Origin of the sequence: Kitasatospora sp. NPDC127121 (assembly GCF_042677305.1) — a bacterium.
Lineage (GTDB): Bacteria > Actinomycetota > Actinomycetes > Streptomycetales > Streptomycetaceae > Kitasatospora.
Genome location: NZ_JBHXTQ010000026.1, coordinates 29,998 through 55,004, shown reverse-complemented (window position 1 = coordinate 55,004; position 25,007 = coordinate 29,998). Strand labels below are relative to the sequence as shown.

Annotated in this window: 24 protein-coding genes; 13 read left to right on the top strand and 11 right to left on the bottom strand. The window is 74.9% G+C overall.

Translation table 11 applies throughout. From position 1 onward, the window contains the following. Positions 1 to 62 precede the first annotated feature (62 nt). On the top strand, positions 63 to 470 hold the full coding sequence (locus ACFVHI_RS15830; protein ID WP_380339484.1) for a hypothetical protein: 408 nt from the start codon (positions 63 to 65) through the stop codon (positions 468 to 470). 298 nt (positions 471 to 768) lie between these two features. Further along, entirely contained in the window at positions 769 to 1,551 is a 783-nt protein-coding gene (locus ACFVHI_RS15825) for a glucosamine-6-phosphate deaminase (RefSeq protein WP_063350602.1), read from the top strand. Positions 1,552 to 1,628: 77 nt separating this feature from the next. Here ACFVHI_RS15825 and ACFVHI_RS15820 read toward each other — a convergent pair whose 3' ends face one another. The 3 genes from ACFVHI_RS15820 to ACFVHI_RS15810 form a co-directional block, all read right to left on the bottom strand. Beyond that, complete coding sequence (locus tag ACFVHI_RS15820) at positions 1,629 to 2,759, bottom strand: aminotransferase class I/II-fold pyridoxal phosphate-dependent enzyme (protein WP_063350601.1); 1,131 nt, start codon at positions 2,757 to 2,759, stop codon at positions 1,629 to 1,631. A 7-nt stretch (positions 2,760 to 2,766) separates the two neighbouring features. Continuing rightward, complete coding sequence (locus tag ACFVHI_RS15815) at positions 2,767 to 3,447, bottom strand: transcriptional regulator (protein WP_380339481.1); 681 nt, start codon at positions 3,445 to 3,447, stop codon at positions 2,767 to 2,769. A 155-nt stretch (positions 3,448 to 3,602) separates the two neighbouring features. Continuing rightward, on the bottom strand, positions 3,603 to 5,252 hold the full coding sequence (locus tag ACFVHI_RS15810; RefSeq protein ID WP_380339478.1) for a beta-propeller fold lactonase family protein: 1,650 nt from the start codon (positions 5,250 to 5,252) through the stop codon (positions 3,603 to 3,605). 300 nt (positions 5,253 to 5,552) lie between these two features. Here ACFVHI_RS15810 and ACFVHI_RS15805 point away from each other — a divergent pair, with 300 nt between their 5' ends. From ACFVHI_RS15805 to ACFVHI_RS15785, 5 genes are all read left to right on the top strand, one after another. Then, positions 5,553 to 5,996 (top strand): Rrf2 family transcriptional regulator, encoded by a 444-nt coding sequence (locus ACFVHI_RS15805; RefSeq protein WP_063350598.1) that lies wholly within the window; start codon positions 5,553 to 5,555, stop codon positions 5,994 to 5,996. Positions 5,997 to 6,085: 89 nt separating this feature from the next. Further along, on the top strand, positions 6,086 to 7,264 hold the full coding sequence (locus tag ACFVHI_RS15800) for a globin domain-containing protein (protein WP_380339476.1): 1,179 nt from the start codon (positions 6,086 to 6,088) through the stop codon (positions 7,262 to 7,264). Between the two features lie 86 nt (positions 7,265 to 7,350). Further along, the gene (locus ACFVHI_RS15795; RefSeq protein WP_063350596.1) at positions 7,351 to 8,112 is read left to right on the top strand and encodes a (Fe-S)-binding protein; all 762 of its coding nucleotides are present in this window, start codon (positions 7,351 to 7,353) and stop codon (positions 8,110 to 8,112) included. Then, positions 8,109 to 9,554, top strand: a complete 1,446-nt coding sequence (locus tag ACFVHI_RS15790; RefSeq protein WP_380339473.1) for a lactate utilization protein B — start codon at positions 8,109 to 8,111, stop codon at positions 9,552 to 9,554. Before ACFVHI_RS15795 ends, ACFVHI_RS15790 begins: the two co-directional genes overlap by 4 nt. Further along, on the top strand, positions 9,551 to 10,252 hold the full coding sequence (locus ACFVHI_RS15785; protein WP_380339471.1) for a lactate utilization protein C: 702 nt from the start codon (positions 9,551 to 9,553) through the stop codon (positions 10,250 to 10,252). The genes ACFVHI_RS15790 and ACFVHI_RS15785 overlap by 4 nt, the downstream gene beginning before the upstream one ends. A gap of 15 nt (positions 10,253 to 10,267) precedes the next feature. Here ACFVHI_RS15785 and ACFVHI_RS15780 read toward each other — a convergent pair whose 3' ends face one another. The 3 genes from ACFVHI_RS15780 to ACFVHI_RS15770 form a co-directional block, all read right to left on the bottom strand. Then, positions 10,268 to 11,125: a hypothetical protein gene (locus ACFVHI_RS15780; protein WP_380339468.1), complete on the bottom strand. Its 858-nt coding sequence runs from the start codon at positions 11,123 to 11,125 to the stop codon at positions 10,268 to 10,270. A 121-nt stretch (positions 11,126 to 11,246) separates the two neighbouring features. Beyond that, on the bottom strand, positions 11,247 to 12,074 hold the full coding sequence (ddaH, locus tag ACFVHI_RS15775; RefSeq protein ID WP_063350594.1) for a dimethylargininase: 828 nt from the start codon (positions 12,072 to 12,074) through the stop codon (positions 11,247 to 11,249). A gap of 253 nt (positions 12,075 to 12,327) precedes the next feature. Continuing rightward, on the bottom strand, positions 12,328 to 13,221 hold the full coding sequence (locus ACFVHI_RS15770) for a 4Fe-4S domain-containing protein (protein ID WP_380339465.1): 894 nt from the start codon (positions 13,219 to 13,221) through the stop codon (positions 12,328 to 12,330). A gap of 220 nt (positions 13,222 to 13,441) precedes the next feature. Here ACFVHI_RS15770 and ACFVHI_RS15765 point away from each other — a divergent pair, with 220 nt between their 5' ends. Beyond that, entirely contained in the window at positions 13,442 to 14,224 is a 783-nt protein-coding gene (locus ACFVHI_RS15765; protein ID WP_063350593.1) for an SGNH/GDSL hydrolase family protein, read from the top strand. Positions 14,225 to 14,231: 7 nt separating this feature from the next. On the opposite strand, the gene ACFVHI_RS15760 is transcribed toward ACFVHI_RS15765, so the two are convergent. Next, positions 14,232 to 14,690, bottom strand: coding sequence for a DUF2809 domain-containing protein (locus ACFVHI_RS15760; RefSeq protein ID WP_380339462.1), 459 nt, complete (start codon positions 14,688 to 14,690; stop codon positions 14,232 to 14,234). 134 nt (positions 14,691 to 14,824) lie between these two features. Between ACFVHI_RS15760 and ACFVHI_RS15755 the strand changes: the two genes are divergently transcribed. Next, entirely contained in the window at positions 14,825 to 15,262 is a 438-nt protein-coding gene (locus ACFVHI_RS15755; protein ID WP_380339459.1) for a ribonuclease domain-containing protein, read from the top strand. A gap of 42 nt (positions 15,263 to 15,304) precedes the next feature. On the opposite strand, the gene ACFVHI_RS15750 is transcribed toward ACFVHI_RS15755, so the two are convergent. Together ACFVHI_RS15750 and ACFVHI_RS15745 are read right to left on the bottom strand one after the other, a co-directional pair. Further along, positions 15,305 to 15,556: a hypothetical protein gene (locus ACFVHI_RS15750; RefSeq protein WP_063350590.1), complete on the bottom strand. Its 252-nt coding sequence runs from the start codon at positions 15,554 to 15,556 to the stop codon at positions 15,305 to 15,307. 71 nt (positions 15,557 to 15,627) lie between these two features. Further along, positions 15,628 to 16,119: a DUF5994 family protein gene (locus ACFVHI_RS15745; protein ID WP_063350589.1), complete on the bottom strand. Its 492-nt coding sequence runs from the start codon at positions 16,117 to 16,119 to the stop codon at positions 15,628 to 15,630. Between the two features lie 616 nt (positions 16,120 to 16,735). Between ACFVHI_RS15745 and ACFVHI_RS15740 the strand changes: the two genes are divergently transcribed. The 4 genes from ACFVHI_RS15740 (at position 16,736) to ACFVHI_RS15725 (ending at position 21,695) form a co-directional block, all read left to right on the top strand. After that, positions 16,736 to 18,586 (top strand): APC family permease, encoded by a 1,851-nt coding sequence (locus ACFVHI_RS15740; protein WP_380339539.1) that lies wholly within the window; start codon positions 16,736 to 16,738, stop codon positions 18,584 to 18,586. Between the two features lie 143 nt (positions 18,587 to 18,729). Beyond that, positions 18,730 to 19,749, top strand: a complete 1,020-nt coding sequence (locus ACFVHI_RS15735; RefSeq protein WP_380339455.1) for a LysR family transcriptional regulator — start codon at positions 18,730 to 18,732, stop codon at positions 19,747 to 19,749. 69 nt (positions 19,750 to 19,818) lie between these two features. After that, entirely contained in the window at positions 19,819 to 20,490 is a 672-nt protein-coding gene (locus tag ACFVHI_RS15730; RefSeq protein ID WP_380339453.1) for a DUF3592 domain-containing protein, read from the top strand. Positions 20,491 to 20,630: 140 nt separating this feature from the next. Next, entirely contained in the window at positions 20,631 to 21,695 is a 1,065-nt protein-coding gene (locus tag ACFVHI_RS15725; protein ID WP_380339450.1) for a substrate-binding domain-containing protein, read from the top strand. 437 nt (positions 21,696 to 22,132) lie between these two features. Here the strand turns inward: ACFVHI_RS15725 and ACFVHI_RS15720 are convergent, their stop codons facing one another. Both ACFVHI_RS15720 and ACFVHI_RS15715 read right to left on the bottom strand, forming a co-directional pair. Further along, on the bottom strand, positions 22,133 to 22,927 hold the full coding sequence (locus tag ACFVHI_RS15720) for a sugar phosphate isomerase/epimerase family protein (protein WP_380339448.1): 795 nt from the start codon (positions 22,925 to 22,927) through the stop codon (positions 22,133 to 22,135). Between the two features lie 9 nt (positions 22,928 to 22,936). Then, positions 22,937 to 24,976, bottom strand: coding sequence for a DUF2264 domain-containing protein (locus ACFVHI_RS15715; protein WP_380339445.1), 2,040 nt, complete (start codon positions 24,974 to 24,976; stop codon positions 22,937 to 22,939). Positions 24,977 to 25,007: the final 31 nt, after the last annotated feature.

Here is a 25,007-nt window from a genome sequence, read left to right as displayed (position 1 = left end):
CGTTCTGTGCAAGACTCATCTCAAGGAGTGAGATCCCCTTAATTTCCAAGGAGGTTCATATCATGCGCGCTCGGATCGCAGCTGTGACGATGATGGTGGCAGGGATAGCAGGCCTGGCGGCCGGACCGGCCATCGCGGCCCCGGCGACGACCGAGAACGAAGCGGTGGCCTGCGCCGCCGTGCTCAACACGCCCTGCATCTCGCACCAGCACGACGGCGAGGGCTTCTTCGGCGTCGCCCAGGTCTCCGCCGACTCGCGCCAGTTGACGATGGTTCAGGTCGAGGTGCGGACCCAGAAGGCCTGGGGCAGCCCGTGGGAGACGGTCGCCTCCGCGACCACCGTGCGCCTGGGCTCCGCGAAGGCGGTCACCCCGCGCGTCGTCACCACCGACCTGCGGATCATCTGCGCCACCGCCGGCCCGGCGCTGGAGGCGACCCGGCAGGTCACCACCTGTACCAACCCGTTCTGACGGGCGGCTCCCGACCCGTCCTGACGGACTGCGCCGCTCCACCAGCACCGAGGTCCTCGATCGACCCGACCCACCCCACCGCCGGGGCGTCCGCGCCCCGGCTCCAGGGCCGGCCGCCAGCGCACCCGGCGGCCGGCCCGTCGGCATGTGCAGCCCCGCAGGCCGGCTCCCGGCGGTCCAGGGGCCGGCAGAGCGGCTCCGACCAGGGCCCGAGTGGACCTGGGGCACCCGTTCACGGCAAACTGGTCTAGACCTCAAGGGTCTAGACCAAGCACCCGGCTCAGAACGGTGGACCAGTATGGAAATCGTGATCGTCCCTGACGCCTCAGCGGCCGGCGAACTCATCGCCGCGGCGATCACCGATCTGCTGACCGGCAAGCCCGAGGCCCTGCTCGGCGTGGCGACCGGCTCGACGCCGCTGCCGATCTACCAGGCCCTCGCCGAGCGGGTCCGCGACGGCCGGCTCGACGCCTCCCGGGCGCGCATCTGCCAGCTCGACGAGTACGTCGGCCTGCCCGCCGGCCACCCCGAGTCCTACCGTTCGGTGGTGCTGCGCGAGGTCGTCGAGCCGCTGGGCCTGACCGAGGACTCCTTCCTCGGCCCGGACGGCAACGCGACGGACATCGCCGCGGCGGCCGCCGCCTACGACCGCGCGCTGGCCGCGGCCGGCGGCGTGGACCTCCAGCTGCTCGGCATCGGCACCGACGGCCACATCGGCTTCAACGAGCCCTGCTCCTCGCTGGCCTCCCGGACCCGGATCAAGACGCTCACCCGGCAGACCCGCGAGGACAACGCCCGGTTCTTCGACAGCCTCGACGAGGTCCCGCACCACGTCATCACCCAGGGCATCGGGACCATCCTGGAGGCGCGCCACCTCGTCCTGCTCGCCACCGGCGAGGCCAAGGCCGAGGCCGTCGCCCTCTCCGTCGAGGGGCCGCTGTCCGCCGCCGTCCCCGCCTCGGCGCTGCAGCTCCACCCGCACGCCACCGTGGTGGTCGACGAGGCCGCCGCCTCCGGCCTCAAGCTCGCCGACTACTTCCGCGACACCTACGCCGCCAAGCCGGCCTGGCAGAAGCTCTGAGGTCGGCGGGCCCGTTCGGGAGGCAGTCGCCTTCCGAACGGGCCCGAACCGCATTCCTTTCCAGCAGCACCCGGCGGTCAGCGCCCGCGGAGCCAGTCGCCGAAGGCCGCCAGGGCGGGGCCCGGATCGCGGCGCCCCAGGCCGATCCGGAAGCGGTCGACGGGGGCGGGCGTCAGGTCGGAGTGGAACATGCTCGCGGGCAGCAGCAGGACGCCCGCCTGCTCGACCAGCGCGGTGCAGAAGTCCTCGACCCCGTCCGCCCCGAGGTAGCGCGGGTAGGCGACGCAGCCGCCGTCCGGGGCGCGCCACTCGAAGAGGTCGCCGAACTCGGCGAAGAACGCGTCGAACCGCGGCAGGTTCTCCGCGATGATCGCGCGGTTGCGCGCCAGGATCTGCTCACGGGCGTTGATCGCGATCCGGGCCAGCACCTCGCTCGGCGCCGAGTTGCAGATCGTGGTGTAGTGCTTGGCCCGCTCCAGCCGGGAGCGCAACTCCCGGTCGCGGCAGGCGATCCAGCCGATCCGCAGGCCGGGCAGGCCGAGCGACTTCGAGGTGACGTTGAGCGAGAGGGCGCGCGTGGAGAGGTCGGCGGCCTGCGGCAGCGCACGGGCCGGGTCGCGCTCCAGACCGCGGTAGACCTCGTCGGAGAAGAGCCGGATGCCGCGCTCGTCGCACAGCTCCACCAGACGCGTGAAGTCGGCCGCGTCGATGACCTTGCCGGTCGGGTTGTGCGGGAAGTTCACCGACAGCACCCGGGTGTTCGGGCGCAGCGCGGCCGTGACCGCGTCGAGGTCGAGCGCCCAGTCGTCCTTCTCGTCCAGGGCGACGCCGGTGACCTCGCAGAGCGAGAGCGGGATGGTCTCGGCGGACTGGTAGTTGGGGGTCACCACCACGGCGTGGTCGCCCCGGTCGAGGAGCACCTGCATGGCGAGGTTGAGCCCCTCCTGCGCGCCGCCGAAGCAGAGCACGTCGTCGGCGTCGACCTCCTGGTACATCCCGGCGATGGCGCGGCGCAGCTCCGGATCGCCGTAGGTCTCGGTGTAGCCGAGGGCGAGGCCGTCCCAGGCCCGGCGGTCCTCGGGGCCGGCCAGGGCGAGGAGTTCGGCCATCGTCATGGTCTGGGCGTCGGAGGCGGCGAGGTGGTGGCGGGCGCTGAACTCCCAGCGCGAGAAGTAGGTTTCGAGCCTGAAGTCGGGGAGCCTGGTCATCTCTCTGTCACTCGCTCTCGTCGGCGCCGGCGTCGGCGTCTGTGTCGGGGTGCCGGGGCTCGGGGGCCTGCTTGAGCTCGGCGAGCAGGGTGTAGGCGGTCGAACGGGAGACCCGCAGTGCGGTGGCGACGGCCGGGACGGCGCGGCGGACGGCGAACACCCCGGCCTGGTCGAGTTCGCGCAGGACGGCGAGCCGGTCCTCGCGGCCGAAGCGTTCGAGCGGGCGGCCGTGCGCGCGGACGTAGCCGCCGATCACGTCGTTCATCCGCTCCGTCCAGTCGCGTTCGAAGAGCGGTTCGGGGCGGGGCGCGGTGGGCGCGGCGAAACCCGCCAGCAGGGCGGCGGCGTGCTCCAGCGGGCCCCGGTCGAGGTTGACGCAGAGCACCGCCGAGGGCCGTCCGGCGTCGTCGCGCAGCACGGCGCTGACGGAGGAGAGCCGGCGCCCGTCGGGCAGCAGCTTTTCGTAGGGCCCGTAGACGTCGGGGGCGGACGGGTCGAGGGTGTCCAGTTCGCCGAGCAGCGACGGGTCGCCGGGGGTGCGGGGGGTCATCGGGTTCCAGATGGCCAGCACCCGGTCGGCGGTGGCGTCGTGCAGCACCACCTCGGCGTACGGCCCGAGCAGCAGGGCCACGGCGCGGCAGACCGGTGTCCAGGTCCGGACGCGCGGGTCGGGGGTTTCGGTGGTCATGTTCGGACTGTACGTCCAGACCAGACGTTTAGTCCAGATGTTTCGTTCAGGCGTTTCCTTGAGGCGTTTCGTCCGGCCGTCCGGGCATCCGGCACCTGCGGCGACGACGAAGGCCCCGCCGTGACGCCGGCGGGGCCTTCGGTGATCGGGGAGGGTCAGTGGCAGGTGATCAGCAGTCCGAGGACGGCGGTGCAGCTGCGGGTGTCCCGGCTGGTGGCCGGGGTCGGGTCGGCGGGCACGCCGGCGGTGCGGGCCACCGTGACGTCGAAGCTGCGGATCAGGCTGAGCAGGCCGACCGAGATCGAGAAGTGCCGGGTGGTGCTCGCCCCCTTGGCGAGCGACCCGGTGAGCTTGCAGGTGAGCTTGGTGCCCGCGATGGTGCAGTCGCTGGAGGTCGCCGGGAGGCCGGCCGGGAGGTCGGCGGAGACGGTGCCCGAGGTCAGCGTGTCGGGGCCCTGGCCGGTCAGCGTGACGGTGTAGTCGACCCGGCCGCTCAGCAGGTTGGACACCGGCGTGGCGGTCAGGGCGACGCCGAGGTGGGCGCTGGGGGCCGTGTAGCTGAAGCGGTCGGCGGCGACGGCGGCGCTGGTGCCGCCGGGCGCGGTGACCCGGACGTCCACCGGCCCGGTCACCGTGGTGGCGGGGGCGGTGGCGGTGCAGCTGGTCTTGGTGCAGTTGAAGGCGGTGGCGGCGCCCGCCGCGCCGAAGGTCACGGCGGTGGCGCCGTTCAGGTCGGTGCCGGTGACGGTCACCGTCGTGCCGCCGACCCCCGAGCCGCCGGACGGGCTGATCCCGGTGACGGCCGGGACGGGCAGCGGGAAGTCGAGCACGTCGACGGCGCCGCCGGTGAAGTCGGTGAGGTAGCCGCGCCGGCCGTCGCCGGTGATCGCCAGGCTGTACGGGCTCGCGCCGACCGGGACGGTCGCGGTGACCGTCCGGCTGGCGGTGTCCACCACGCTGACCGTGTTGTCGGCGTAGTTGGAGACGTACGCCGCGCTGCCGTCCGGGGCGAGCGAGACGGCGTACGGGCCGGCGCCGACGGCGACGGTGCCGACGAGCGTGTTGCCGGTGGTGTCGACCACGCTCGCGGTGGCGTCGTCGGCGTCTGCGGCCCACAGCCGGGTGCCGTCCGGGCTGAGCGCGAGGCCGAAGACGCTGTGGCCGACGGGAACGGTGGCGCTCACCGTGCTGCTCGCGGTGTCGATCACGTTCACCGCCTTCGCACCGGAGGCGGCGACGTAGAGCCGCTTGCCGTCCGCCGAGACGGCCAGCCCGTGCGGCTCGGCGCCGACCGGGACGGTGGCGGTGACCGTGTTGGTGGTGGTGTCCAGCACGCTCACCGTGTTGGCCCCGGCGTTGCCGACGTAGGCGCGCGAGCCGTCCGCGGAGAGCGCGAGGCCCCACGGCTGGGCGCCGACCGGGACGGTGGCCGTCACGGTGTTGCTCGTGGTGTCCACGACGCTGACGGTGCCGTCGAGGTGGTGGGTCAGGTACGCCCGGTGCCCGTCGGGGGACAGGGCGACCGCGTAGGAGCCGGTGCCGGCGGTGAAGGTGGCGGCCACCGTGTTGCTCGTGGTGTCCAGCACGCTCACGGTGCCGCTGCTCTGGCTGGTCACGTAGGCGTGGCCGCCGTCCGGCGTGAGCGCCACGCCCGCCGGGTAGGGCGCCACCGGCACGTGCGCCTTGACGGTCGGCGGCGGTGTGGCGGCCTCGGCGGTGGCGGGCTGCGACAGCAGTGCGGCCGTGGCCGCGGCTATCGCGGTCACGGCCGTCCAGGTGCGCCCGGGTGCGCGACGTGTTCTCACGAGTCTCTCCAGCATGGTCGGTCAAGGGATGCAACGCCGGTCGCTCCAGCCCCCTGCGGATCCGGAGCCGCACGAAGCGTAGAAGCCGGTATGACCATCCGTCAGGGACTGATCGGTAATGTCGCCAACTGTTCAGATTCGACCGAGATTCGGCCAGCAGCAGCCCCGCCCCCCTCCCCGTCGCGACCGGGGGTCGGCCTGGGGCCGGGCGCGGGCCGGGCGTGGGCTGGTCGGGACCGGTCGGGGGCGGGGCGTGCAGGAAATTGGAGTTGTGGAGTCGTATTCGATAGCGTTTCGAACGTGAGGCTGACCAAGAGCACCGACATCGCCCTGCGGATCGCCATGCGGCTGGCCGTCCTGGGCGAGGACGCCAACCCGACCACCCGCGAGGTGGCCGAGGCGGTCGGCGTGCCGTACACCCACGCGGCGAAGGTGGTCAGCCGCTTGCAGCACCTCGGGGTGGTGGAGGCCCGGCGCGGACGCGGCGGCGGGCTGCTGCTCACCTTCGCCGGCCGGACCGGCTCGCTCGGCCTGCTCCTGCGCGAGCTGGAGGGGGTCGGCGACGTGGTCGGCTGCGAGGACGACCCGCCGTGCCCGCTGCGGGCCGCGTGCCGTCTGCGCGGTGCGCTGCGGACCGCCCAGGAGGCGTTCTTCGCCTCGCTCGACCCGCTCAGCATCGACGACCTGGTGGCCGCGCCCACCGGGCCCGTGCTGCTCGGCCTCACCACCAGACCCACCGCCTGATCCCCCACTCCCCATCCCCCATCCCCCCGGGGTCGGGCTCACGCACGGCCTTTAATGCGAATCTCACATACCAGTTAGGAGCCGGACTGATGCTGTCCGCCAAGTCCGCCGAGGTCATCGAGGCCACCCTGCCCGTCGTGGGCGGCGCCATCGGGGACATCACCCCGCTCTTCTACGACCGGCTGTTCGCCGCCCACCCGGAGCTGCTGCGCGACCTGTTCAACCGCGGCAACCAGGCCAACGGCACCCAGCGGCAGGCGCTCGCCGGCTCGATAGCCGCCTTCGCCGGCGCGCTGATCGCCCACCCCGACCAGCGGCCGGACGCGATGCTCGCCCGGATCGCCCACAAGCACGTCTCCGTCGGAATCGACAGCAGCCAGTACCGGATCGTCCACGAGCACCTCTTCGCCGCCATCGTCGACGTGCTCGGCGAAGCCGTCACCCCCGAGGTCGCCGCCGCCTGGGACGAGGTGTACTGGCTGATGGCCAACGCCCTCGTCGCCGTCGAGGACCGGCTGCGCGCCGAGGCCGCCGCCGGCGGCGACCAGGCCAACCTCTGGCGCCCCTACACCGTCGTCGCCCGCTACCAGGAGACCGACACCGTCACCACCTTCCTGGTGCGCCCCGCCGACGGCGGCCCCGTCCCCGCCGCCCGACCCGGCCAGTACGTCTCGGCGCGCACCGAACTGCCCGACGGCGCCCGGCAGATCCGCCAGTACAGCCTCTCCGGCACCGCCGACGGCGCGCTGCGCTTCACCGTCAAGCGCGAGCCCGGCGGCGAGGTCTCCGCCCACCTGCACGACCACCTGCACACCGGCGGCCTCGTCCACCTCGCGCCCCCGCTCGGCGACATCGCCCTCGCCGACGGCGACGGGCCGGTGCTGCTCGCCTCCGCCGGCATCGGCAACACCCCGATGACCGCCATGCTCGACCACCTCGCCGCCACCGGCTCCCCCCGGCAGGTCGTCTCGGTGCACGGAGACCGCGACCAGCTCACCCACGCCTTCCGCGCCGACCTCGCCCAGCTCACCGCCAAGCTGCCGAACGCCACCGCCCACGTCTTCTACGAGCGGCCGCTCGGCGACTGGCCCGCCGAGCGCACCGGCCTGGTCGACCTCTCCACCGTCGACGTCCCGGCCGGCACCACCGCCTACCTGTGCGGCCCGCTGCCCTTCCTGCGCGCCGTCCGCGAGCAGCTCCTCACGGCGGGCGTCCCGGCGGCGGACATCCACTACGAGGTGTTCGGCCCCGACCTCTGGCTCGCCTGAGACCCCCTGAGGTCCCCGACATCCCCCGGCCCGCTCGGTACGATCACGAGCGGGCCGGCCGGTGTCGCCGGACGAAAGGAGGGCCGATGCGGGTCGCACTGTTCGCCACCTGCGTCAACGACGCGCTGTTCCCCGCCACGGCGGTCGCCACCGTCCGGCTGCTCGAACGCCTCGGCGTGACCGTGGACTTCCCCGCCGGGCAGACCTGCTGCGGGCAGCCGCAGTACAACACCGGCTACCGGCAGGCGTGCGAGCCGCTGCTGCGGCGCACCGCACGGGCCTTCGCCGGGTACGAGCACGTGGTGACGCCCTCCGGATCGTGCGTGGCCATGGTCCGGGACAACTACCCGCGGATCGGAGCCCGGGCCGCCGCCGACGGCCGGGGCGGCGAACTCGACTCGATGGCCGCCTCGTTGACGCCCCGGGTGTACGAGCTGACCGAGTTCCTCACCGATGTGCTCGGCGTCGAGGACGTCGGCGCGCACTTCCCGCACACCGTCACCTACCACCCCTCCTGCCACGGCCTGCGGGTGCTCGGCCTCGGCGAACGGCCGCTGCGGCTGCTGCGCGCCGTCCGGGGACTGGAGCTGGTCGAACTGCCCGGCGCCGAGGAGTGCTGCGGCTTCGGCGGCACCTTCGCCGTCAAGAACGCGGCCGTCTCGGCGGCCATGGCCGAGGACAAGATCGCCCACGCGCTCGGCACCGGCGCCCAAGTCCTGTGCGGCGCCGACAACTCCTGCCTGCTGCACCTCGGCGGCACGCTGCGCCGCCGGGGCGCGGCACTGCGCCCGCTGCACCTGGCGGAGATCCTCGCCAGCACCGAGGAACACCCGTGGAGGCCCGCATGACCGGCACCTTCCTCGGCATGCCCGCCTTCCCACAGGCGACCTCTGCGCAGGCGACCTTCCCGCAGGCCGCGGCGGAGGCCGTCCGGGACGAGCGGCTGCGCGCCAACCTGCGGCACGCCACCCACACCATCCGGGACAAGCGGGCCCGCGCCGTCGCCGAACTCGACGACTGGGCCGAACTGCGCGCCGCCGGCAAGGCGATCAAGGACCACACGCTGCGCCATCTCGACCGCTACCTCGTCCAGTTGGAGGAGGCCGTCACCGCGGCCGGCGGCGTCGTGCACTGGGCGGCCGACGCCGAGGAGGCCAACCGGATCGTCGCCGACCTGGTCCGTGCCACCGGAGAGACGGAGGTCGTCAAGGTCAAGTCGATGGCCACCCAGGAGATCGGGCTCAACGAGGCGCTCGCCGCCGAGGGGATCACCGCCTACGAGACCGATCTCGCCGAGCTCATCGTGCAGTTGGGCGACGACCGGCCCTCGCACATCCTGGTGCCCGCGATCCACCGCAACCGCGCCGAGATCCGGGAGATCTTCGCCGAACGGATGGCCGCCTGGGGCCGCCCCGCGCCCGAGGGCCTGACCGACTCCCCCGCCGAACTCGCCGAAGCGGCCCGGCTGCACCTGCGGGAGAAGTTCCTGCGCGCCCGGGTCGCGGTCTCCGGCGCCAACTTCATGGTCGCCGAGACCGGCACCCTGGTGGTCGTCGAGTCCGAGGGCAACGGCCGGATGTGCCTCACCCTGCCGCGCACGCTGATCTCCGTCGTCGGGATCGAGAAGGTCGTGCCGACCTGGCAGGACCTGGAGGTCTTCCTGCAACTGCTCCCCCGCTCCTCCACCGCCGAGCGGATGAACCCGTACACCTCGCTGTGGACCGGCACCACGGAAGGCGACGGCCCGTCCGCCTTCCACCTCGTGCTGCTCGACAACGGGCGCACCGCCGCGCTCGCCGACCAGGTCGGCCGCCAGGCGCTGCGCTGCATCCGCTGCTCGGCCTGCCTCAACGTCTGCCCGGTGTACGAGCGGGCCGGCGGCCACGCCTACGGCTCGGTCTACCCGGGCCCGATCGGCGCCATCCTGACACCCCAACTGCGCGGCACCACCAGCCCCTTGGACGCCTCGCTGCCGTACGCCTCCTCGCTCTGCGGGGCCTGCTACCAGGTCTGCCCGGTGGCGATCGACATCCCCGAGGTGCTGGTGCACCTGCGCGAGCGGGTCGCCGAGCAGGGCGGGCACCCGCTGGAGCGGGCCGCGATCGCGGCCGCCGGGTACGTGCTCGACCACCCGGCGGCGCTCGCGGCCGCCGAGCGGCTCGCCGGGCGCACCCGCGCGCTGCACCCGCGCCGGCTGCCCGGCCCGGGCCGGGCCTGGACCGACACCCGGGACCTCCCGGAGGTGCCCGCCGCACCGTTCCGCGACTGGTGGCGAAGGAACCGCTCATGACCGCACGGGAGTTCATCCTCGCCCGGATCCGCGCCGCACTCGCCGACCCCGACCCCGGCCCTGACCCTGGCCCGGACCGGGACCCCGACCGGAACCGGGACCGGGACCGGGACCGGGACCGGGCAGCGGAGGAGCCGGTCGCCCGGGACTACCTGCGTACGCACAGTCCGGACGATCCGGCGGCCCTGCTCGACCTGCTGCACCACAACCTGGCCGACTACCGGGCCCGGGTGCACCGCTGCACCGAGGCCGAACTGCCCGCCGTCCTGGCCCGGTTGCTGGCCGAACGCGGCAGCCGCACGGTCGCCGTGCCGCCCGGACTGCCGCCCGCCTGGCTCAGCGCCACCGCCGTCACGGCCGTCCCCGACGACGGCACGCTCACCGCCGCCCGGCTCGACGCCGTGGACAGCGTCGTCACCGGCTGCGCGCTCGCGATCGCCGAGACCGGGACGATCGTGCTGGACGCCGGACCGGGCCAGGGGCGGCGGCTGCTCACCCTCGTCCCGGACCACCATCTGTGCGTCGTCCGGGCACCCGGGCAGGTCGTCGCCTCCGTGCCGCTCGCACTGCCCCGGCTCGACCCGGCCCGCCCGCAGACCTGGATCTCCGGGCCGTCCGCGACCAGCGACATCGAGCTCGACCGGGTCGAGGGCGTGCACGGCCCGCGCACCCTGGAGGTGCTGCTGGTCGAGGGCTGACCGGATCGCTGCGGCTCAGCTCATCGTCACGACGCTGTACCTGTCGTCCTGCGAGCTGTCCCAGGCGACCTGCACCCGGCAGTCGACCGGCCGCCCGGAAGCGGCCAGCCCCTGCCCCGCGATGGCCGCCGTCGGGTCGGCCAGCGTGCTGAACAGGCCGCCCGCCGGCGGGGCGCCGCCCGGTGCGAATCCCAGGTCCGCGGGCGCGACGGCCGTGGGGTAGAACACCGCCCGGCCCGTGATCGTGTACGTCCCCCGGGTGGTGTCCTTGCGCTTGCGGCCGGGGATGACCGAGCACAGCGAGAAGGTGTCCTCGGCGCCGTCCGAGACGTTGCCCGCCGCGTCCACCGTCCACAGCTCCCAGTAGCGGGCGACCGTGGCGTGGGCGCTCGACCCCTTCGCGGTGATGTACGAGTCGATCCGGCTGCCCGACATCGCGTTCCAGTTTGTGCCGTCCCACTCCTCCACGGCGAAAACGCGGTTGATCTCCTGGATGATGACGCCCTGCTGGGGCGCGGCGACGCTCAACTGCCGCCTGCGCTCGAAGTAGCCGCACTCGCCTTCCAGGTCGTCGGCCGTCAGGTGGGTGAGCGCGATCTGCGTCGCCGGCCCGGCCCCGGGTGTGGGGGCCCGCTGGACCGGCGTCCCCGCGCCGCCGGAGGCCTCCTGGCCGTGCCGCTGCTGCTCGACCAGCCGGGCCACCGCGGCGTTGCCGAGGGTGCGTTGCAGGGGCAGGGCCGTCGAAGGGGACAGCGGGCCGGCGGCCGCGGCCTCCCGGGCGCCCTCGGCCGGGAGGTCCGTGCTCCGGCGCTCGGGCGCCGCCCTGCGCCGCCGCGCCGCCTCGTCCTCGGATGTGGACGCCTGATCGCGCATGTGGCCCTCCCGTCGGCACGGCACCGCCCCGGATGCCCTGGCCAAGCTCTACCGGACGGCGGGGCGGCCGGGAAGGTCCGCGAGGGCAGTGCGGAGGGCAGCGCCGACGGCAGGGCCGGGCTCAGGCCGGCCGCAGCTCCAGCGTGCAGCACTTGGCTCCGCCGCCGCCCTTCAACAGCTCCGAGACGTCCACCGGGACCGGCTGGTAGCCGTGCTCGACGAGCCGCCCGGCCAGGTGTTTCGCCGCCTCGGGCAGCAGTACCCGGCGCCCGTCCGAGACCGCGTTGAGGCCGAACACCTCGGCGTCGGCCCGGTCGGCGAGGAGCGCGTCCGGGTACAGGGTGCGCAGCACGGCCCGGCTGTCGGCGTCGAAGGCCTCCGGGTAGTACATGACGTGGTCGTCGGCGAGCACGGCCAGCGCCGTGTCCAGGTGGTAGAAGCGCGGGTCGACCAGGGTCAGGCCGACCACCGGGACGCCGAAGAACTCGCCCGCCTCGGCGTGCGCGGCCCGGGAGGTGCGAAAGCCCGTCCCGGCGAGCACCCGGCCGCCGGCCACCAGGTGATCGCCCTCGCCCTCGTTGACGTGCCCGGCGCGCTGCACCTCGCGGTAGCCGTGCGAGCGGAACCAGGCCTGGTAGGCCTCGGACTCGGCGGCGCGCTCCGGGTAGCGGAAGGTCGCGACCAGCGCCCGGCCGTCCAGCACGGTCGCGCCGTTGGCGGCGTAGACCATGTCGGGCAGGCCGGGCACCGGGTCGATCAGCTCGACGGTGTGGCCGAGGCGGCGGTACAGCCAGTACAGCCGCTCCCACTGGCGGACGGCGAGCGCGGTGTCGGTGGGCTGCGCCGGGTCCATCCACGGGTTGATCGCGTAGTCGACGGTGAAGTACGTCGGCCGGCACATCAGGTAGCGCCGCGGCCTGGCGGTGCGCTCCGGGGTCTGCGTGGGCATTCCTCAACCGTCCTCGGGTGCAGGGGAGTTCGGGGATTCCGTTCCCCAGGCCGCTGCCCCGGCAGGGCTGTTCGCACACCCGCGCGGGCGCCCCCGGCGGGCGCAGGCCCCCGCGCACCCGGCGCGGGCTCCGGCGCACGCGCGGCCGAGTGCCATGGGGGCGGACCGCGTCGAGCACCGTCGGGGCGGACCGCGTCGAGCGTCACCGGCAGGCCGCGCCGAACGTCACGAGCGGGCCGTCACCAGCAGACCGTCACCAGCGGACCGCGCCGAAGTCCACCGGCGCGGGCCGCAGGCCCCGACAGCGGTCGGCGAGCGCCCGCAGCCGGGCCGCCGCCTCCTCGGCGGGCATCCGGTGCCGCTGGCCGTGGCCGGGCAGCAGCCACTCGAAGCGCAGCGCGTCCAAGCTGCGGTCCAGCGAGGCGGAGAGCTCCTCGATCGAGTACCAGGTGACGGTGTCGTACACCTCCAGGTCACCGGTGGTGCGGGACCAGTACAGGGTGTCGCCGGTGAAGCAGTACCACTCGTCGACCAGGTAGAGCACGCTGCCGCGGGTGTGGCCCGGGAAGGGGTGGGCGGTGACGCCGGGGGCGACCTCCACCGGTTCGACGCCGTGCAGCACCCGGTCGGCGTCGGGCGCGGCGTCCAGGTCGCCCTCGTGGATCCAGAGCCGGGCGCCGAGCCGGTCGGCGTACGCCCGGCCGTGTGCCGCGTGGTCGCGGTGCGTCAGCAGGATGTCGGTGACCGGGCCGAGGGCCTCGTACCGGGCCGCGAGCGGCTCGGCGTAGCGGGGCGTGTCGACCATCAGCCAGCCCGTGGGTCGGCGGCAGAGGTAGGAGTTGGCCCCGGCGTTGTGGCGGGAGTTGTGGCCGAGCAGCAGCAGGCCGTCGTCGAGGGCCAGCGGGAAGGGGTCGGTGGCCGGGTCGAGCGGGCCGGTGCCCGGCCGGATGGAGCGGGTGGGGCAGGCGTGGGCGGCGGCGAGCAGCTGGCCGTGCTCGGCCTCGTCCTGCGGCTGGCGGACCAGCTCGGAGCGGCCGGCGCGCTCACGGATCAGTCCTGGCGCGAGCTGCCGGGCCACGTCGCAGTTGGTGCAGCGGTCGTCGACGGACCACTGCCCGGGCAGGCCGGAGGTCGGATTCAGAGCCATGGATGTCTTCCCCCTGGAAGGACGGCGGCCGGGCCGGCCGCGCCCTTCGAGCATCGGCCGGGTGGGCCCAAAAGTGCTAGGGGGGCGGGATCTTGTGGTTTCCGGGGGCCGTCGCTCTGCACTCCGGCTGTATTCCGGGTGGGGCACGTGGCCCATCTCACGTGCCGCCGGGGTCACCTACGGTGGCGTAGGTCACTTGAATGGGTGAACTATCTCCTTCATGCCGAACCTCCAGGAGACCCTTGACCTCAGTTCGTATGCCGCCCTCGGCGACAGCTTCACCGAGGGCCTGAACGACCCCGGTGCCGACGGCGCCTTCGCCGGCTGGGCCGACCGCCTGGCCGGGCTGCTCGCCGACGGACGGCCGCCGGGCGGGTTCCGCTACGCCAACCTGGCGGTGCGCGGCCGACTGCTGGACCAGATCATGGCCGAGCAGGTGCCGCAGGTCCGCCGGCTCCAGCCCGACCTGGCCACCTTCTGCGCCGGCGGCAACGACATCCTGCGGCCCGGCAGCGACCCGGACGAGGTCGCCGAGCGATTCGAGGCGGCGATCGTCCAACTCACCGCCTCCGCCGGGACGGTGCTGATCTGCACCGGCTTCGACACCCGGGACGTACCGCTGTTCAAGCACCTGCGCGGCAAGATCGCCACGTACAACGGGCACATGCGGGCGGTCGCCGACCGCAACGGCTGCAAGGTGGCCGACCTGTGGTCGCTGCGCGCCGTCCAGGACCGCCGGGCCTGGAGCGAGGACCGGCTGCACCTCTCCCCCGAAGGCCACCAGCGGGTCGCCCTGCTGGCCGCCCGTTCCCTGGGGCTGCGCACCGAGCAGGACCCGGAGGCGCCCTGGCCGGCCACCCCGGAGCTGTCCGCCGCCGACCAGCGGCGCGAGAACCTCCAGTGGGCCCGCGAGTACCTGCTGCCCTGGGTCGGCCGACGGCTGCGCGGGGAGTCCTCGGGGGACCACGTCGAGGCCAAGCGGCCTGATCTGCTCCCGCTCTGACGCCTCGTCAGGCGGAACCGGGTGCTGCGGTCCTCCTCGCAGCCCTTGCGGCCCTCCCGGCCCTTGCGGTCCACGCGGCCTTCGCGGTCCGCAGCACCCGGTGCACCAGCGCGGCGAACGCGGCGCCGACCAGGTACCAGAACAGGTCCGGCGGGTTGAACGTCGACCCCAGCACCAGCCGGGCCAGCCCGCTGCGCCGCCCCAACTCGTCGGGCACACCAGTGATCTGGAACAGCTCCACCGCCCAGCTCAGCCCCGCCGCCACCACCGCCGCCCGCCCCGGTCGAACACGGGGCGCGACCAGCACCACCAGCGCGTACACCAGCACCGTGTAGAGCGCGTCCCCGGCGTACTTGGCGACGTCCCCGCCCAGCCCGGCCCGCACGCCCAGCCCGGCCGCCACCGTCGCCCCGGCCGCCAGCAGCGGCACCGCCCGCACCCGCAGGTGCCCCCAGAGATCATCCATCCGCCCCACCCTACGACCCGCCCGCCGGCCACCGGCGCCCGGCGCCGGGGCTGGTCCGGACGGGCGACCTCCCGCATCCGTGACGCCCGGACGTCGTTGGCCGCTGCGTGACCGCACACCGAAGCCTGCTCCGCATGGCCGCCGCCGCCCTGTTCCTGACGGCCGCCGCCGCTCCCTCCGCCGCCCCGGCCGGCGCCGCCGTCCCCGCGACCCACCCCGCACCGCGGATCGTCCGCGGCATCCTCGAACCCCCGCTGCCCGTCGACCAGTTCCCGCCCCAGGTCGAGGAGGCGTGCCACATCTGGCACGACCTGCACTGGCCGACCGCGAACGCTCCTCGGGACTACCCGGTGGCCGACTCCCCCTTCGTGATCCGCGGCAGCAACGTCTACGGCAACCGCAGCGGCGACCTCCCCCAGACCGGCCACTACCGCGAGTACGACGTCAACCCGCGCTCGCCCGGCCAGCACCGCGACGCCGAACGCCTGGTGCGCGACCCCGCCACCCAGCACGTCTGGTACAGCGACGACCACTACGCCAACTTCCTTGAGATCAGCTCGGGATGCTCCTGATCCGACCCCACGGACACCGCCCGCAGGCCGGGCCCGGGCACGTCACTCGCGTGACCACTCGGTCTCGGCCTCGGGCTCGCCGACGGCGTCGGACCCGCCCCAGACCCGGACCCTGACCGCCCGGGGCCCCGGGGCCGGTCGGGACAGCGTGCGCACGAACACCTCGCGGACGTGGTTGGCGGCCTGCTGGGGCGGCCCGTCGTACTCCAGGGGGTTCGGCATGGGCTCGCCGCCCTGCCGGGCCCAATGGCCGTCGTCGTTCTGGGTCTCCAGGACCCATCGGTAGTGCCGCATCCTGACCTCCTCCGGCCCGGGGCCGCTCCTCGGTACAGTCCGGCCAGCGCAATCCGGCCAGCGCAATCCGGTCAGGGCACTCCGGTCGTGGGCTCGGAACCGATGCCGGTGTCCAGCAGGATCTGCCGCGCCGAGTCGGTGCCGCCGGCCCGGACCGCGTGGGCCATCGCGGTCAGGGCTGCTTCCCGGCCCGCCTGCGGCGGAACCACGAGCAGACTGAAGTGATCACGGTCACCCCGCGTGACGATCACCGTGTCGTCGCCGACCGGATACCGGTCGATGCGCACCGACCGGCCGTCGACGACGATCCGGGCCGGCACCTCGTCCCAGGCGTCCGCGTCCAGGCCCACGCTCGCCACGGGGCCGAGGTGTTCGGTCAACGCGCCGACCAGACCGGGCAGTTCGGCGCCGATGTTCCGCGACCGCGGCCACCAGGCGCCGTCCAGTGCGCCCTCGCGGGACCGCGTGGTCTCCAGGCGCAGCAGGACCGTCCCCGGTTTCACCGCCTGCCGGAAGCGGTCCGGCAGAAGCCCTGAGTGCGGGGCACCGGCATCGTCCGACATGGCTCGCCGCCTCTCCGCGGGCGCGGATCGGGCCCGCTGAACGGGGCCGGCCCTTCGGTTCCGCAGCTCGGGCCGCCCCGCCCTCCCACGGTACTCCGACCGCACCGGGGCCGAACGGGCGCGAACGGGCGCGAACGGGCGCCGCCGGACGCCCGCGCGGGAGGGCGCGGTCCTGCTCGACGACCCGGCGGCGGTCCTGCGCCACCGGGAGCCGCGATGCGTAACACTGTGTGTCGTGTCGAATGCGAAGAATGACGGCGGTGGCGCCGGGGCGGGCGGCGCACCCAGTCCCGACGCCACGCTGCCGGTCCTCGACCGGCAGCAGGTCGGGGTACTGCGCCGGGTGGGCCGGGAATGGGGCCGGGCGGCCGGGGATCCGCAGGCGTGGCGCCGGGCGCTGCCGGTGGACCCGGAGCTCGGCCGCTTTCCGGCCTCCTCCGAGATCCGGCCGGTGCGCTTCGGCCGCTTCGTGCGGGTGGCCACGGTCGGCGGGCAGCCGCCGGCCGAGGCGGGCGGCAAGGACACCCCGACCTCCCGACTCGGCCGGGCGGGCGCCGGGGTCAGGCACGTGCTGCTCGGGGCCCCGCTGCGCAGTACCGCGATCGCGCACGAGCGGATGCGCAAGCTGGTGGCGCTGCCGGTGCTCTCCGCCGACGCGCTCTCGTCCGTCGCCTACGGGCCCGAGGCGATGCTGGCCGTCCTGGTCCTGGCGGGCACCGCCGGCCTGCGCTACTCGGTCCCCATCGCCGCGACGATCGCGTTCCTGATGCTGGCGGTCGGGGTGTCCTACCGTCAGACGATCCGCGCCTACCCGCACGGCGGCGGCTCGTACATCGTCGCCACCGCGAACCTCGGCCGCCTCCCCGGGCTGGCGGCGGCCGCCGGTCTGCTGACGGACTACATCCTCACGGTCGCGGTCTCGATCGCCTCCGGCATGGAGGCCGTCACCTCGGCGGTCCCCTCGCTGCGGGGCGACGTCGTGCCGATCGGCCTCGCCGTGATCGGCGTGCTGCTCGCCGGGAACCTGCGCGGCGTACGGCAGGCGGGCGTCCTGTTCGCCGCACCGACCTACGCATTCGTCGTCGCCGTCCTCGCCCTCATCGCCTTCGGCCTGTACGACGCGGCCGGCCACGGCTTCCAGCCCACCGCCACTCCGCAGTCGACCGCGACCGAGGGGGTCGGCGTACTCCTGGTCCTGCGCGCCTTCGCCTCCGGCTCGACGGCGATGACCGGCATCGAGGCGATCTCCAACGCCGTCCCGGCCTTCCAGCCCACCGAGTGGCGCAACGCCCGTACCACCCTGACCTGGATGGTCGGCCTGCTGATCGTGCTCTTCGCCGGCACGGTCGCGCTGGTCCACCTCGACGGCGTCGTCCCCGACGCCCGGGAGACGGTGCTGTCGCAGCTCGCCCACCGCGCCTTCGGCCCGGGCTTCGGCTACGTCTTCACCCAGGCCGCCACGGCCGCGATCCTGCTCCTGGCTGCCAACACCGCCTACAACGACTTCCCCCGCGTCCTCTACCTCCTGGCACGCGACAACCAGGCGCCGCGGATCTTCCTACGGCTGGGCGACCGGCTGGCCTTCAGCAACGGCATCGTCGTGCTCTCGGTCGCCGCGGCCGCGATCTACGCGGCGTTCGACGGCATGACGGCGCCGCTGATCCCGCTGTACGCGGTCGGCGTGTTCCTCGCCTTCACGCTGTCGCAGACCGGGATGGTCGTGCACTGGTGGCGCCTGCGCGACCGCCACTGGCGCAAGAGTCTGATCTTCAACGCCGTCGGCGCGCTGCTCTCGGCGATCGTGCTCGTCACCGCCGCGATCACCAAGTTCACCTCGGGCGCCTGGTTCGCCGCACTCGTGGTGGGCCTGTTCATCCTGGTGGCCACCAGGATCCGGCACCACTACGAGCAGGTCGCCGCGGCGCTCGCCCTGCACCCGCACGCCGTCGAGGTCCCCGGCCGCGCTCTCACCCGGCCACGCCCACGGGACGGCGCGCCGCCCGCACCCTCCGCGGAGGCGAAAGCGGAGGGTGAGCGCGAGGCGGAGAGCGAGGAGACTCCCGAGGAGATCCACCCCCTGCTGATCGTGCCGATCGCCGCACTGGACCTGGCCGGCATGCGCGCCCTCGCCTACGCCGCCTCGCTCCGCCAGCCCGTCCTCGCCCTGCACATCAGCGCCAGCGAGGAGGAGGCCCGGCGCTTCCGCGCGTACTGGAACCTGTGGGGCGACCACCTGCCCCTGAAGATCCTCCTCTCCCCCTACCGCACGATCGTCGCGCCCCTGGTCAACTACATCGAGTCCCTGCACGACCAGCGCCCGGACCTCACCCTGACCGTCGTCCTCCCGGAGATCGTCGTACGGCATCGACGCCACCGGCTCCTGCACAACCGGCTCGCCCCCCGCCTGCGCAGGGCGCTCCGCCCGCTGCCGAAGATCGTCGTCACCACCGTCCCGTTCCACGTCTGAGGCCCGTCCGGGTGCCCGCACGGGCGCCGCTGACCCGCCGATCCCCGACCGGCCAGGCCTGCCGCCCGGCCCGGACCGGCGCCCGCGGCCTCTGCCAGGATGGGCAGCCTCGACCCCGGGCGCGGCGAAAGGGCGGCACAGCGGTGGAACTCGACCCGAAGAGGCTGCTGATCCTGCGCCGGATCGCCGACGCCGGCAGCGTGGCGGGCGCCTCGCGCGCGCTGGGGCACACCCCCTCCGCAGTGTCCCAGCAACTGGGCCGACTGGAACGCGAGGTCGGCGTCCCGCTGGTGGACCGCACCGGCGGACGGGCCGAACTGACCGCCGCGGGCCGCCTGTTGGCGGGTTACGGCGACCGGATCGGCCAGGCGCTCCAGGACGCCGCCCGCGACCTGCGCGCACTCGGCGCCGCCGCCGCCGGCCCGGTCGCCATCGGCGTGCCGCCGCCCGCCATCACGTTCTTCGCCACCACCGCCGTCCACCTGCTCGCCCGCACCCACCCCGACCTGGCCCCCCGACTGGTGGAGACCGGACGGCAGGAGGGCCTGCGCGCGCTGCGCCTGGGCGAGCTGGACGTCCTGGTCATCGAGGACGACCGGCAGGAACCCACCCCGCTGCCGCCCGGCGTCGAGGCGAGCGTCATGTTCGAGGATGCCTACCGCCTGGTCGTCCCCTCCGACTGGACCCCGCCCACCGACCCCGCCCAGCTGTCCGGCCGCCCCTGGATCGCCGCCCCGACCGGCTCACCCCGGCAGCTGGCCTTCCGACGCCTGGCCGCCCGGCACGACATCGTGCCCCTGGTCGAGCACACCGCCCGCTACCGCTTCGCCGTCTACACCATGCTCGCCGCCCGGCTGGGCGCGGCGATCCTGCCCGCGAACGCCGCCGCCCTGATCGGCCCGGGCGCCGGCACCGTCACCACGCTGCCGGTGCCGGGCGCCTACCTGGTGCGCCTGCTGCGCCGCACCGGACCGTGGGGGGCGCCGCCGGCGGTGCGGGCGGCGGCCGAGGCGCTGCAGAGCGCACTGCTGGCGGCGAGCGAGCGGCTGGCGGCCCAGGGCCTGACCGAGAGCGAGCCGCGCGTGAACGGCCACCTGGTCGACCCCAGCGCGCCGAGCACACCCGAGGGCCCGCCCGCCGAGCCGCCCGCCGGGGCGCCGTAAGCGCTGCTGAACGCCGGGGGTGAGCGCCGCTTGCTGGTGCCCGGCCCGGCCCTCTGCCAGCGTGGCCGGGTGACCACCATCGCGGACGAGCGACCCCCCGTCCCTGCTCCTCCCCCCTCCGACCGGCTGCGCCGCCGGGCGCGCGCCGCCACGCGTCTGCTCCAACGGGCGGCCTGGGCCACCATGTTGGTCGGCACGGTGACGACGGCCTGCGCGCCATGGGGATCCACGCCCTGGTACGCCGGCTGGATCGGCGCGGCCGGTGCGGCGGCACTCGCGGCGCTGGCCTCGCCGGTGCGGCCGGCCCTGGGCGAGAGCCCGCGCTCCGGCTCCGTCTCCGCCCTGTTCCACGGCGCCATGCTCGCCCTGATGCTCTGCACCTTCGCCGGCTGCTTCGCCTTCTCCCTCAGCGGCTGGTTCCACGAGCGCGACCTGGACCGGCACGCCACGCTGCGGGTGTCCGCCACCGTCACCGGCTGCCACAGCAGCGGCGACACCAGCACCGAGTGCACCTTCCTCTGGACGGCGGACGGGCACGAGTACCGCGCCGCCGAGGGCGCGGACGTGCAGTGGCCCGACGGGCACCGGGTCGACGTGCGGATCGATCCCGTCCACCCGCAACGCGCTCCCGTCACCGACGGCAGCTACTGGCCGCTGTGGATCGCGGTCGTCGCGGGCGGGCTCGGCACCCCGTTCAGCCTGGGCGTCTGGTGGGTCCTGGAGGAGTCCGCGAACTACTGACGCCGCGCCGGGGCGGCAACGGCGACGGCGGGCCCGGCGGGGTATGAGGTGCGGCATCGCGGTCATACTTGATCGGAAGTCGATCGAAAGATATGGTCCGATCAACCAGCCACGGTTCGGAGCAGTACGGGGGACAGGCGATGACCATCTCGGCCGAGGAACGTCGGGACCTGATCCTCAAGGCCGTCGGCGAGGCGAGCGGGCCCCTGCGGCTCGCCGACCTCGCGGCGCGGCTCGCCATTCCGGCGGTGACCGTGCGACGGGACGTCGCCGCGCTGGCCGAGGCCGGCCGGGTGGGGCGCTCGCACGGGTTCGTCGTACGGCGCACACCGGAGAAGCCGACGGACGCCGAGGGCGGGACCCGCACCCTCGGGCTGCTGGTGCCCTCCGTCGGGTCGTACTTCGACGAGCTGATCAACGGCGCCCGGGCCGCCGCGACGGCGGCGGGCGCCCGACTGGTCCTCGGCATCGCCCCCTACGAGGCCCGCGACGACCACACACAGGCCGAACGGCTGCTGGAATCCGGCCTCGACGGGCTGCTGCTCGCACCCAACCTCCTGCCGGGCCGGCCCGCACAGGCCCACGACTGGCTGGACGACCTGCCGGTGCCCGCCATCCTGGTCGAACGCGGCGCGCCCGAGTACGGGGGCCCCGGCGCCGGCCTGGACTCCGTCGGCTCGGACCACCGGCAGGGCGTCCTCCTCGCGCTGCAGCACTTCGCCGACCTCGGCCACGACCGGGTCCTGCTCGCGGCCCGCGGCGACTCCTGGACGGCCCGGGAGGTCCGGGCCGGCTACCAGCACGGCACCCGGCTGCTCGGACTGGCCGCCCTGCCCGTCCTGGACACCCTCGGTGACGACGGCCGCCCCGCCGACTCCGACCGGCTCGCCGGGCTGATCGCCGACGCCGTGTCCGACGGCGTCCGCGCCGCCCTCATCCACAACGACCAGGACGCGATCCAGCTGCTCCCGCTGCTCCGCGCCCGCGGCCTCGCGGTGCCCGACGACCTCGCGCTGATCGCCTACGACGACGTGTTCGCCGCCCTGGCGGCCCCGCCGCTGACCGCCGTCGCCCCGCCGACCCGCGCGGTCGGCGAGACCGCCGTCGGCCTCCTGCTGCGCCGCCTCACCGCCGGGCCCGACCTGCCGGTGCACCGGATCTCCCTGCTCCCGGCCCTGCGCATCCGCACCTCCTGCGGCGGCTGAACCCCCAGCCCCGGCCGGGGAGCCCGTCCAGCTGCCACCTACGCAGCCCGGCCCGCCCATGGGCCGGGCCGGGGGCCCGCCAGGTCCTGTCCGGTCGATCTTGGCGGATCAGTCCGCGGCGGTGGGCGCCCGGCTGGGCGTGCGCCCGGATCGTCCTCGCACTGGACGTACTTGGGCGATTCGGGCGTGCAGCCAGGCGGGATGCCCGGCGTCGCGGGCCCGCCAAGATCGGCCGGACAGGGCCTGGGTCCTGTCCGGCCGGTCTTAGCGGATCAGCCCGCGGCTCCCCCAGCCTTCGGCCGGGAGGTACCCCCACTACGCGCCCGGCTGGGCGTGCGCCCGAATCGCCCTCGCACTGGACGTACTTGGGCGATTCGGGCGTGCAGCCAGGCGGGATGCCCAGCGTCGCGGGCCCGCCAAGATCGGCCGGACAGGACCTACCGCCGCAGTCCCGCCAGCCAGGCGGCGGCCGCGCCGAGCAGCGGAGCCAGCGGGGCGGCCTCCGGGTACCACGGCGCCTCGTACTCCCAGCAGACCCAGGCGTCGGCCGGCAGCAGGGCGAGGCAGGCGGCGATCGGCAGGGTGCCGGCGCCGAGCGGCAGCGGCGTGCGGTCGGCGGCCGAGGCGACGTCCTTGACCTGGACGTGGCCCAGCCGGCCGGCCAGCGCCCGGTGGGTGGCCTGCGGCGGCTCCCCGCCGAGGACGGTGTGCTGGAGGTCCCACAGCGCGCCGACGGCCGGGTGGTCGACGGGGGCGAGCAGCCGGGCGAGGTCGCGGCCGGTCGGGTGCGAGTCGTGCGTCTCGACCAGGACCCGGACGCCGAGCGCGGCCGCGCGGCCGGCGACGGCGGCCAGCCGCCGGGCGGCGCGTTCGTCAGCCCGCTCGTCGGCCGCCGCCGGGCCGGGCGCGGCGCCGCCGTGCGGGAAGACCCGGACGGCCGGGCAGCCCAGGTCGGCGGCGAGTTCCAGGTGTCCGCCGAGGTCGGCGAGCAGCGGGGCGTCCGCGCCCGGGGCGGCGATGCCGAGGTAGGAGGCCAGCGCGAGCGGAACCGTCCCGGTGGACGCCAGTGCACGCGTGGCGGCGCGCCGCTCGTCGGCGGTCAGGCCGGGGTGGACCGGCTGGCCCGGGGCGCAGCGCAGTTCCAGCCCGTGCCAGCCGTGGTCGGCGGCGAGGCGCGCGGCGGCGGCGAGCGGCAGGTCGGGCAGGCCGAGGGTGGAGAGGGCGAGTGGCACGGGTGCTCCTCAGGTCCGGGCGCCGGGCGGAAGTCGGCGGGCGCAGGCCGCTCCCGGCGACAGCTCCGCCTCGTGGACGGCGCCGTCGGGCCACCGCACCCGCAGCCGGTAGGCCCCGTCGGGGGCGGCCGCCACGTCCGCCGTCAGGCCGTCGAGCGACGGGAGTTCGTCCGCGGCGGCGGTGAGACGGGCTGCGGTGAGGTGAGCGGTGGTGAGGCGGGCGGTGGTGAGGCGGTCGGCGGTGAGACGGGCGGCGCACACCAGCAGGTGGGCGGCCCCGCCGGTGGCGCCGGTCAGGACCGGCAGGGCGGCGGCCGCTCCGAAGGCCGTGCCGTCCGGGACGGGGCTGGTGCGGGCGGCGGTGTAGCCGTGCAGGGCGCGCAGTTCGCTGGTCAGCAGCCGGCCGTCCAGCGTGTGGGCGGTGGCAGTGGCGGCGGCGGCAGTGCCGGTGCCGGGCCGGGCGGGCGGCAGGTGGTCTCCGGCGACGGCCCAGCCGCCCTCGCGCAGCGGGGTGCCGGGCGGGGCGCCGACGACCAGGTGGGCGCGGACCTCGTCGGCGCCGTGGGCGAGGGTCAGCGAGGTGACGGTGACGCCGGGCAGGGGCTGTCCGGCGGCCCGGGGGCGGTGGGTGGAGGCCGCCCAGCCGTTGCCGGTGGCGAGCGGGGTGATGGGGCCGCGTTCGGTGGGTTCGCCGTCAACCAGCAGGGCGAGGTGGTTGTCGGCCGGGCCGGTGTGGACGGGGCCGGTGGCGGTGGAGTGGGCGAGCCGCGCGTAGTGCGGGTCGTCGGGGTGGACGCGGTCGGCGGGCTGGTCGTCGCTGCCGTGGTTGTGGAGGCGGACCAGGCCGTCGGCGGCGGTGGACTGGACCAGCCAGCCGGGGCCGGGCAGCGCCCGGACGGTGTCGCGGCGTTCGGCGGGCGCGGGCTCCTCGCGGTCGGTCCAGGCGGGGTGGTCGGCGGGCAGCAGCAGGCCGAGGAAGCCGGAGGCCGCCCAGTAGGGCGAGGCGGGGCCGGAGTAGGGCTGGACGAGCGGGGGGTGGGGGCCGTACCAGCCGAGGGTGAGCAGGCCGTCGGGGCCGGTGGCGCCGCGGTCGAGGAAGTGGCGCAGGGCGCCGGAGGCGAGTCGGCGGGTGGTGCCGGGGGTGAGCGGGGTGTGGCCGGTGAGGGTGCCGGCCCAGAGCGGGGCGGTGGCGGCGAACCGGTAGATCAGCGAGCGGCCCTGGTGCACCGGCGCGCCGTCGCCGCCGAACAGGTGGGCGTAGTCGGCGAGGTGGGCGGCGAGCCGGGGGCCGTATTCGGCGAGCAGGGCGCGGTCGTCGGCGAGGTGGGCGTGCAGCACGGGGTAGAGGTGCAGGGCCCAGCCGTTGTAGTGGTCGAAGGCGCGGGGGCGGCCGTCGGTGTACCAGCCGTCGCCGAGGTAGAAGCGGTCGATGCGTTCGAGGCCGCGCCGGACGGCGGCGCGGGCGGCGTGCTCCTCGATGCCGGCCTCGGCGAGGAAGCCGCCGACGGCGAGCGGGAAGAGCCACCAGTTGTTGTCGTTGGGTGTGCGGTGGAGGGTCTCGGCGAGCCATCGGGCGGTTCTGGTCCGGACGTCGGCGGGGAGGCGGTCCCAGAGCCAGGGGCGGGTCAGCCGCAGGGCGAACGCGATGGCGGCGGCCTCGACCATGGCCTGGCCGCGATCGGTGACGACGGGCCAGGACGCCGGGTCGTCGTCGGTGAGGTCGCGTGCGGTGGTGGGGTGGCGGGTGCCGGCGTCGAGTCCGGCGGCGTAGCGGTCGAGCAGGCCGTGCGGGTCGGCGCCGCCGGCGCCGGCGATCCGCAGGGCGGCGAGGAGGAAGGTGCGGGCGAAGCCTTCGTGGGCGTCGGAGCGGCGGCCGGACCAGCTCGGCGTAGCGCGGGGGAGGTCGATCAGTGCGTGTCCGGGGCCGGCCCAGGGGAGGACGGCGTCGAGCAGCCCGTCGGCGGCGGCCTCCCAGTGGGCTCTGGTCCAGCCGGTGCGGGGGCTGAGGGCGTGGTCTTCCGGGGGCAGCAGCACGGCGGTGTCCTCCATGGCCCGGGGCTCGGGAGTCGTGCCCCGTGCG

Coding starts and splice junctions, on each gene's coding strand:
- ddaH (WP_063350594.1), bottom strand. CDS start 12,074: ATGCCCACGCAGACCCCGGAGCGCACCGCCAGGCCGCGGCGCTACCTG.
- ACFVHI_RS15830 (WP_380339484.1), top strand. CDS start 63: ATGCGCGCTCGGATCGCAGCTGTGACGATGATGGTGGCAGGGATAGCA.
- ACFVHI_RS15740 (WP_380339539.1), top strand. CDS start 16,736: ATGCGCAAGCTGGTGGCGCTGCCGGTGCTCTCCGCCGACGCGCTCTCG.
- ACFVHI_RS15755 (WP_380339459.1), top strand. CDS start 14,825: ATGGCCGCCGCCGCCCTGTTCCTGACGGCCGCCGCCGCTCCCTCCGCC.
- ACFVHI_RS15765 (WP_063350593.1), top strand. CDS start 13,442: ATGCCGAACCTCCAGGAGACCCTTGACCTCAGTTCGTATGCCGCCCTC.
- ACFVHI_RS15800 (WP_380339476.1), top strand. CDS start 6,086: ATGCTGTCCGCCAAGTCCGCCGAGGTCATCGAGGCCACCCTGCCCGTC.
- ACFVHI_RS15715 (WP_380339445.1), bottom strand. CDS start 24,976: ATGGAGGACACCGCCGTGCTGCTGCCCCCGGAAGACCACGCCCTCAGC.
- ACFVHI_RS15795 (WP_063350596.1), top strand. CDS start 7,351: ATGCGGGTCGCACTGTTCGCCACCTGCGTCAACGACGCGCTGTTCCCC.
- ACFVHI_RS15815 (WP_380339481.1), bottom strand. CDS start 3,447: ATGACCACCGAAACCCCCGACCCGCGCGTCCGGACCTGGACACCGGTC.
- ACFVHI_RS15750 (WP_063350590.1), bottom strand. CDS start 15,556: ATGCGGCACTACCGATGGGTCCTGGAGACCCAGAACGACGACGGCCAT.
- ACFVHI_RS15825 (WP_063350602.1), top strand. CDS start 769: ATGGAAATCGTGATCGTCCCTGACGCCTCAGCGGCCGGCGAACTCATC.
- ACFVHI_RS15770 (WP_380339465.1), bottom strand. CDS start 13,221: ATGGCTCTGAATCCGACCTCCGGCCTGCCCGGGCAGTGGTCCGTCGAC.
- ACFVHI_RS15790 (WP_380339473.1), top strand. CDS start 8,109: ATGACCGGCACCTTCCTCGGCATGCCCGCCTTCCCACAGGCGACCTCT.
- ACFVHI_RS15745 (WP_063350589.1), bottom strand. CDS start 16,119: ATGTCGGACGATGCCGGTGCCCCGCACTCAGGGCTTCTGCCGGACCGC.
- ACFVHI_RS15820 (WP_063350601.1), bottom strand. CDS start 2,759: ATGACCAGGCTCCCCGACTTCAGGCTCGAAACCTACTTCTCGCGCTGG.
- ACFVHI_RS15760 (WP_380339462.1), bottom strand. CDS start 14,690: ATGGATGATCTCTGGGGGCACCTGCGGGTGCGGGCGGTGCCGCTGCTG.
- ACFVHI_RS15785 (WP_380339471.1), top strand. CDS start 9,551: ATGACCGCACGGGAGTTCATCCTCGCCCGGATCCGCGCCGCACTCGCC.
- ACFVHI_RS15725 (WP_380339450.1), top strand. CDS start 20,631: ATGACCATCTCGGCCGAGGAACGTCGGGACCTGATCCTCAAGGCCGTC.
- ACFVHI_RS15780 (WP_380339468.1), bottom strand. CDS start 11,125: ATGCGCGATCAGGCGTCCACATCCGAGGACGAGGCGGCGCGGCGGCGC.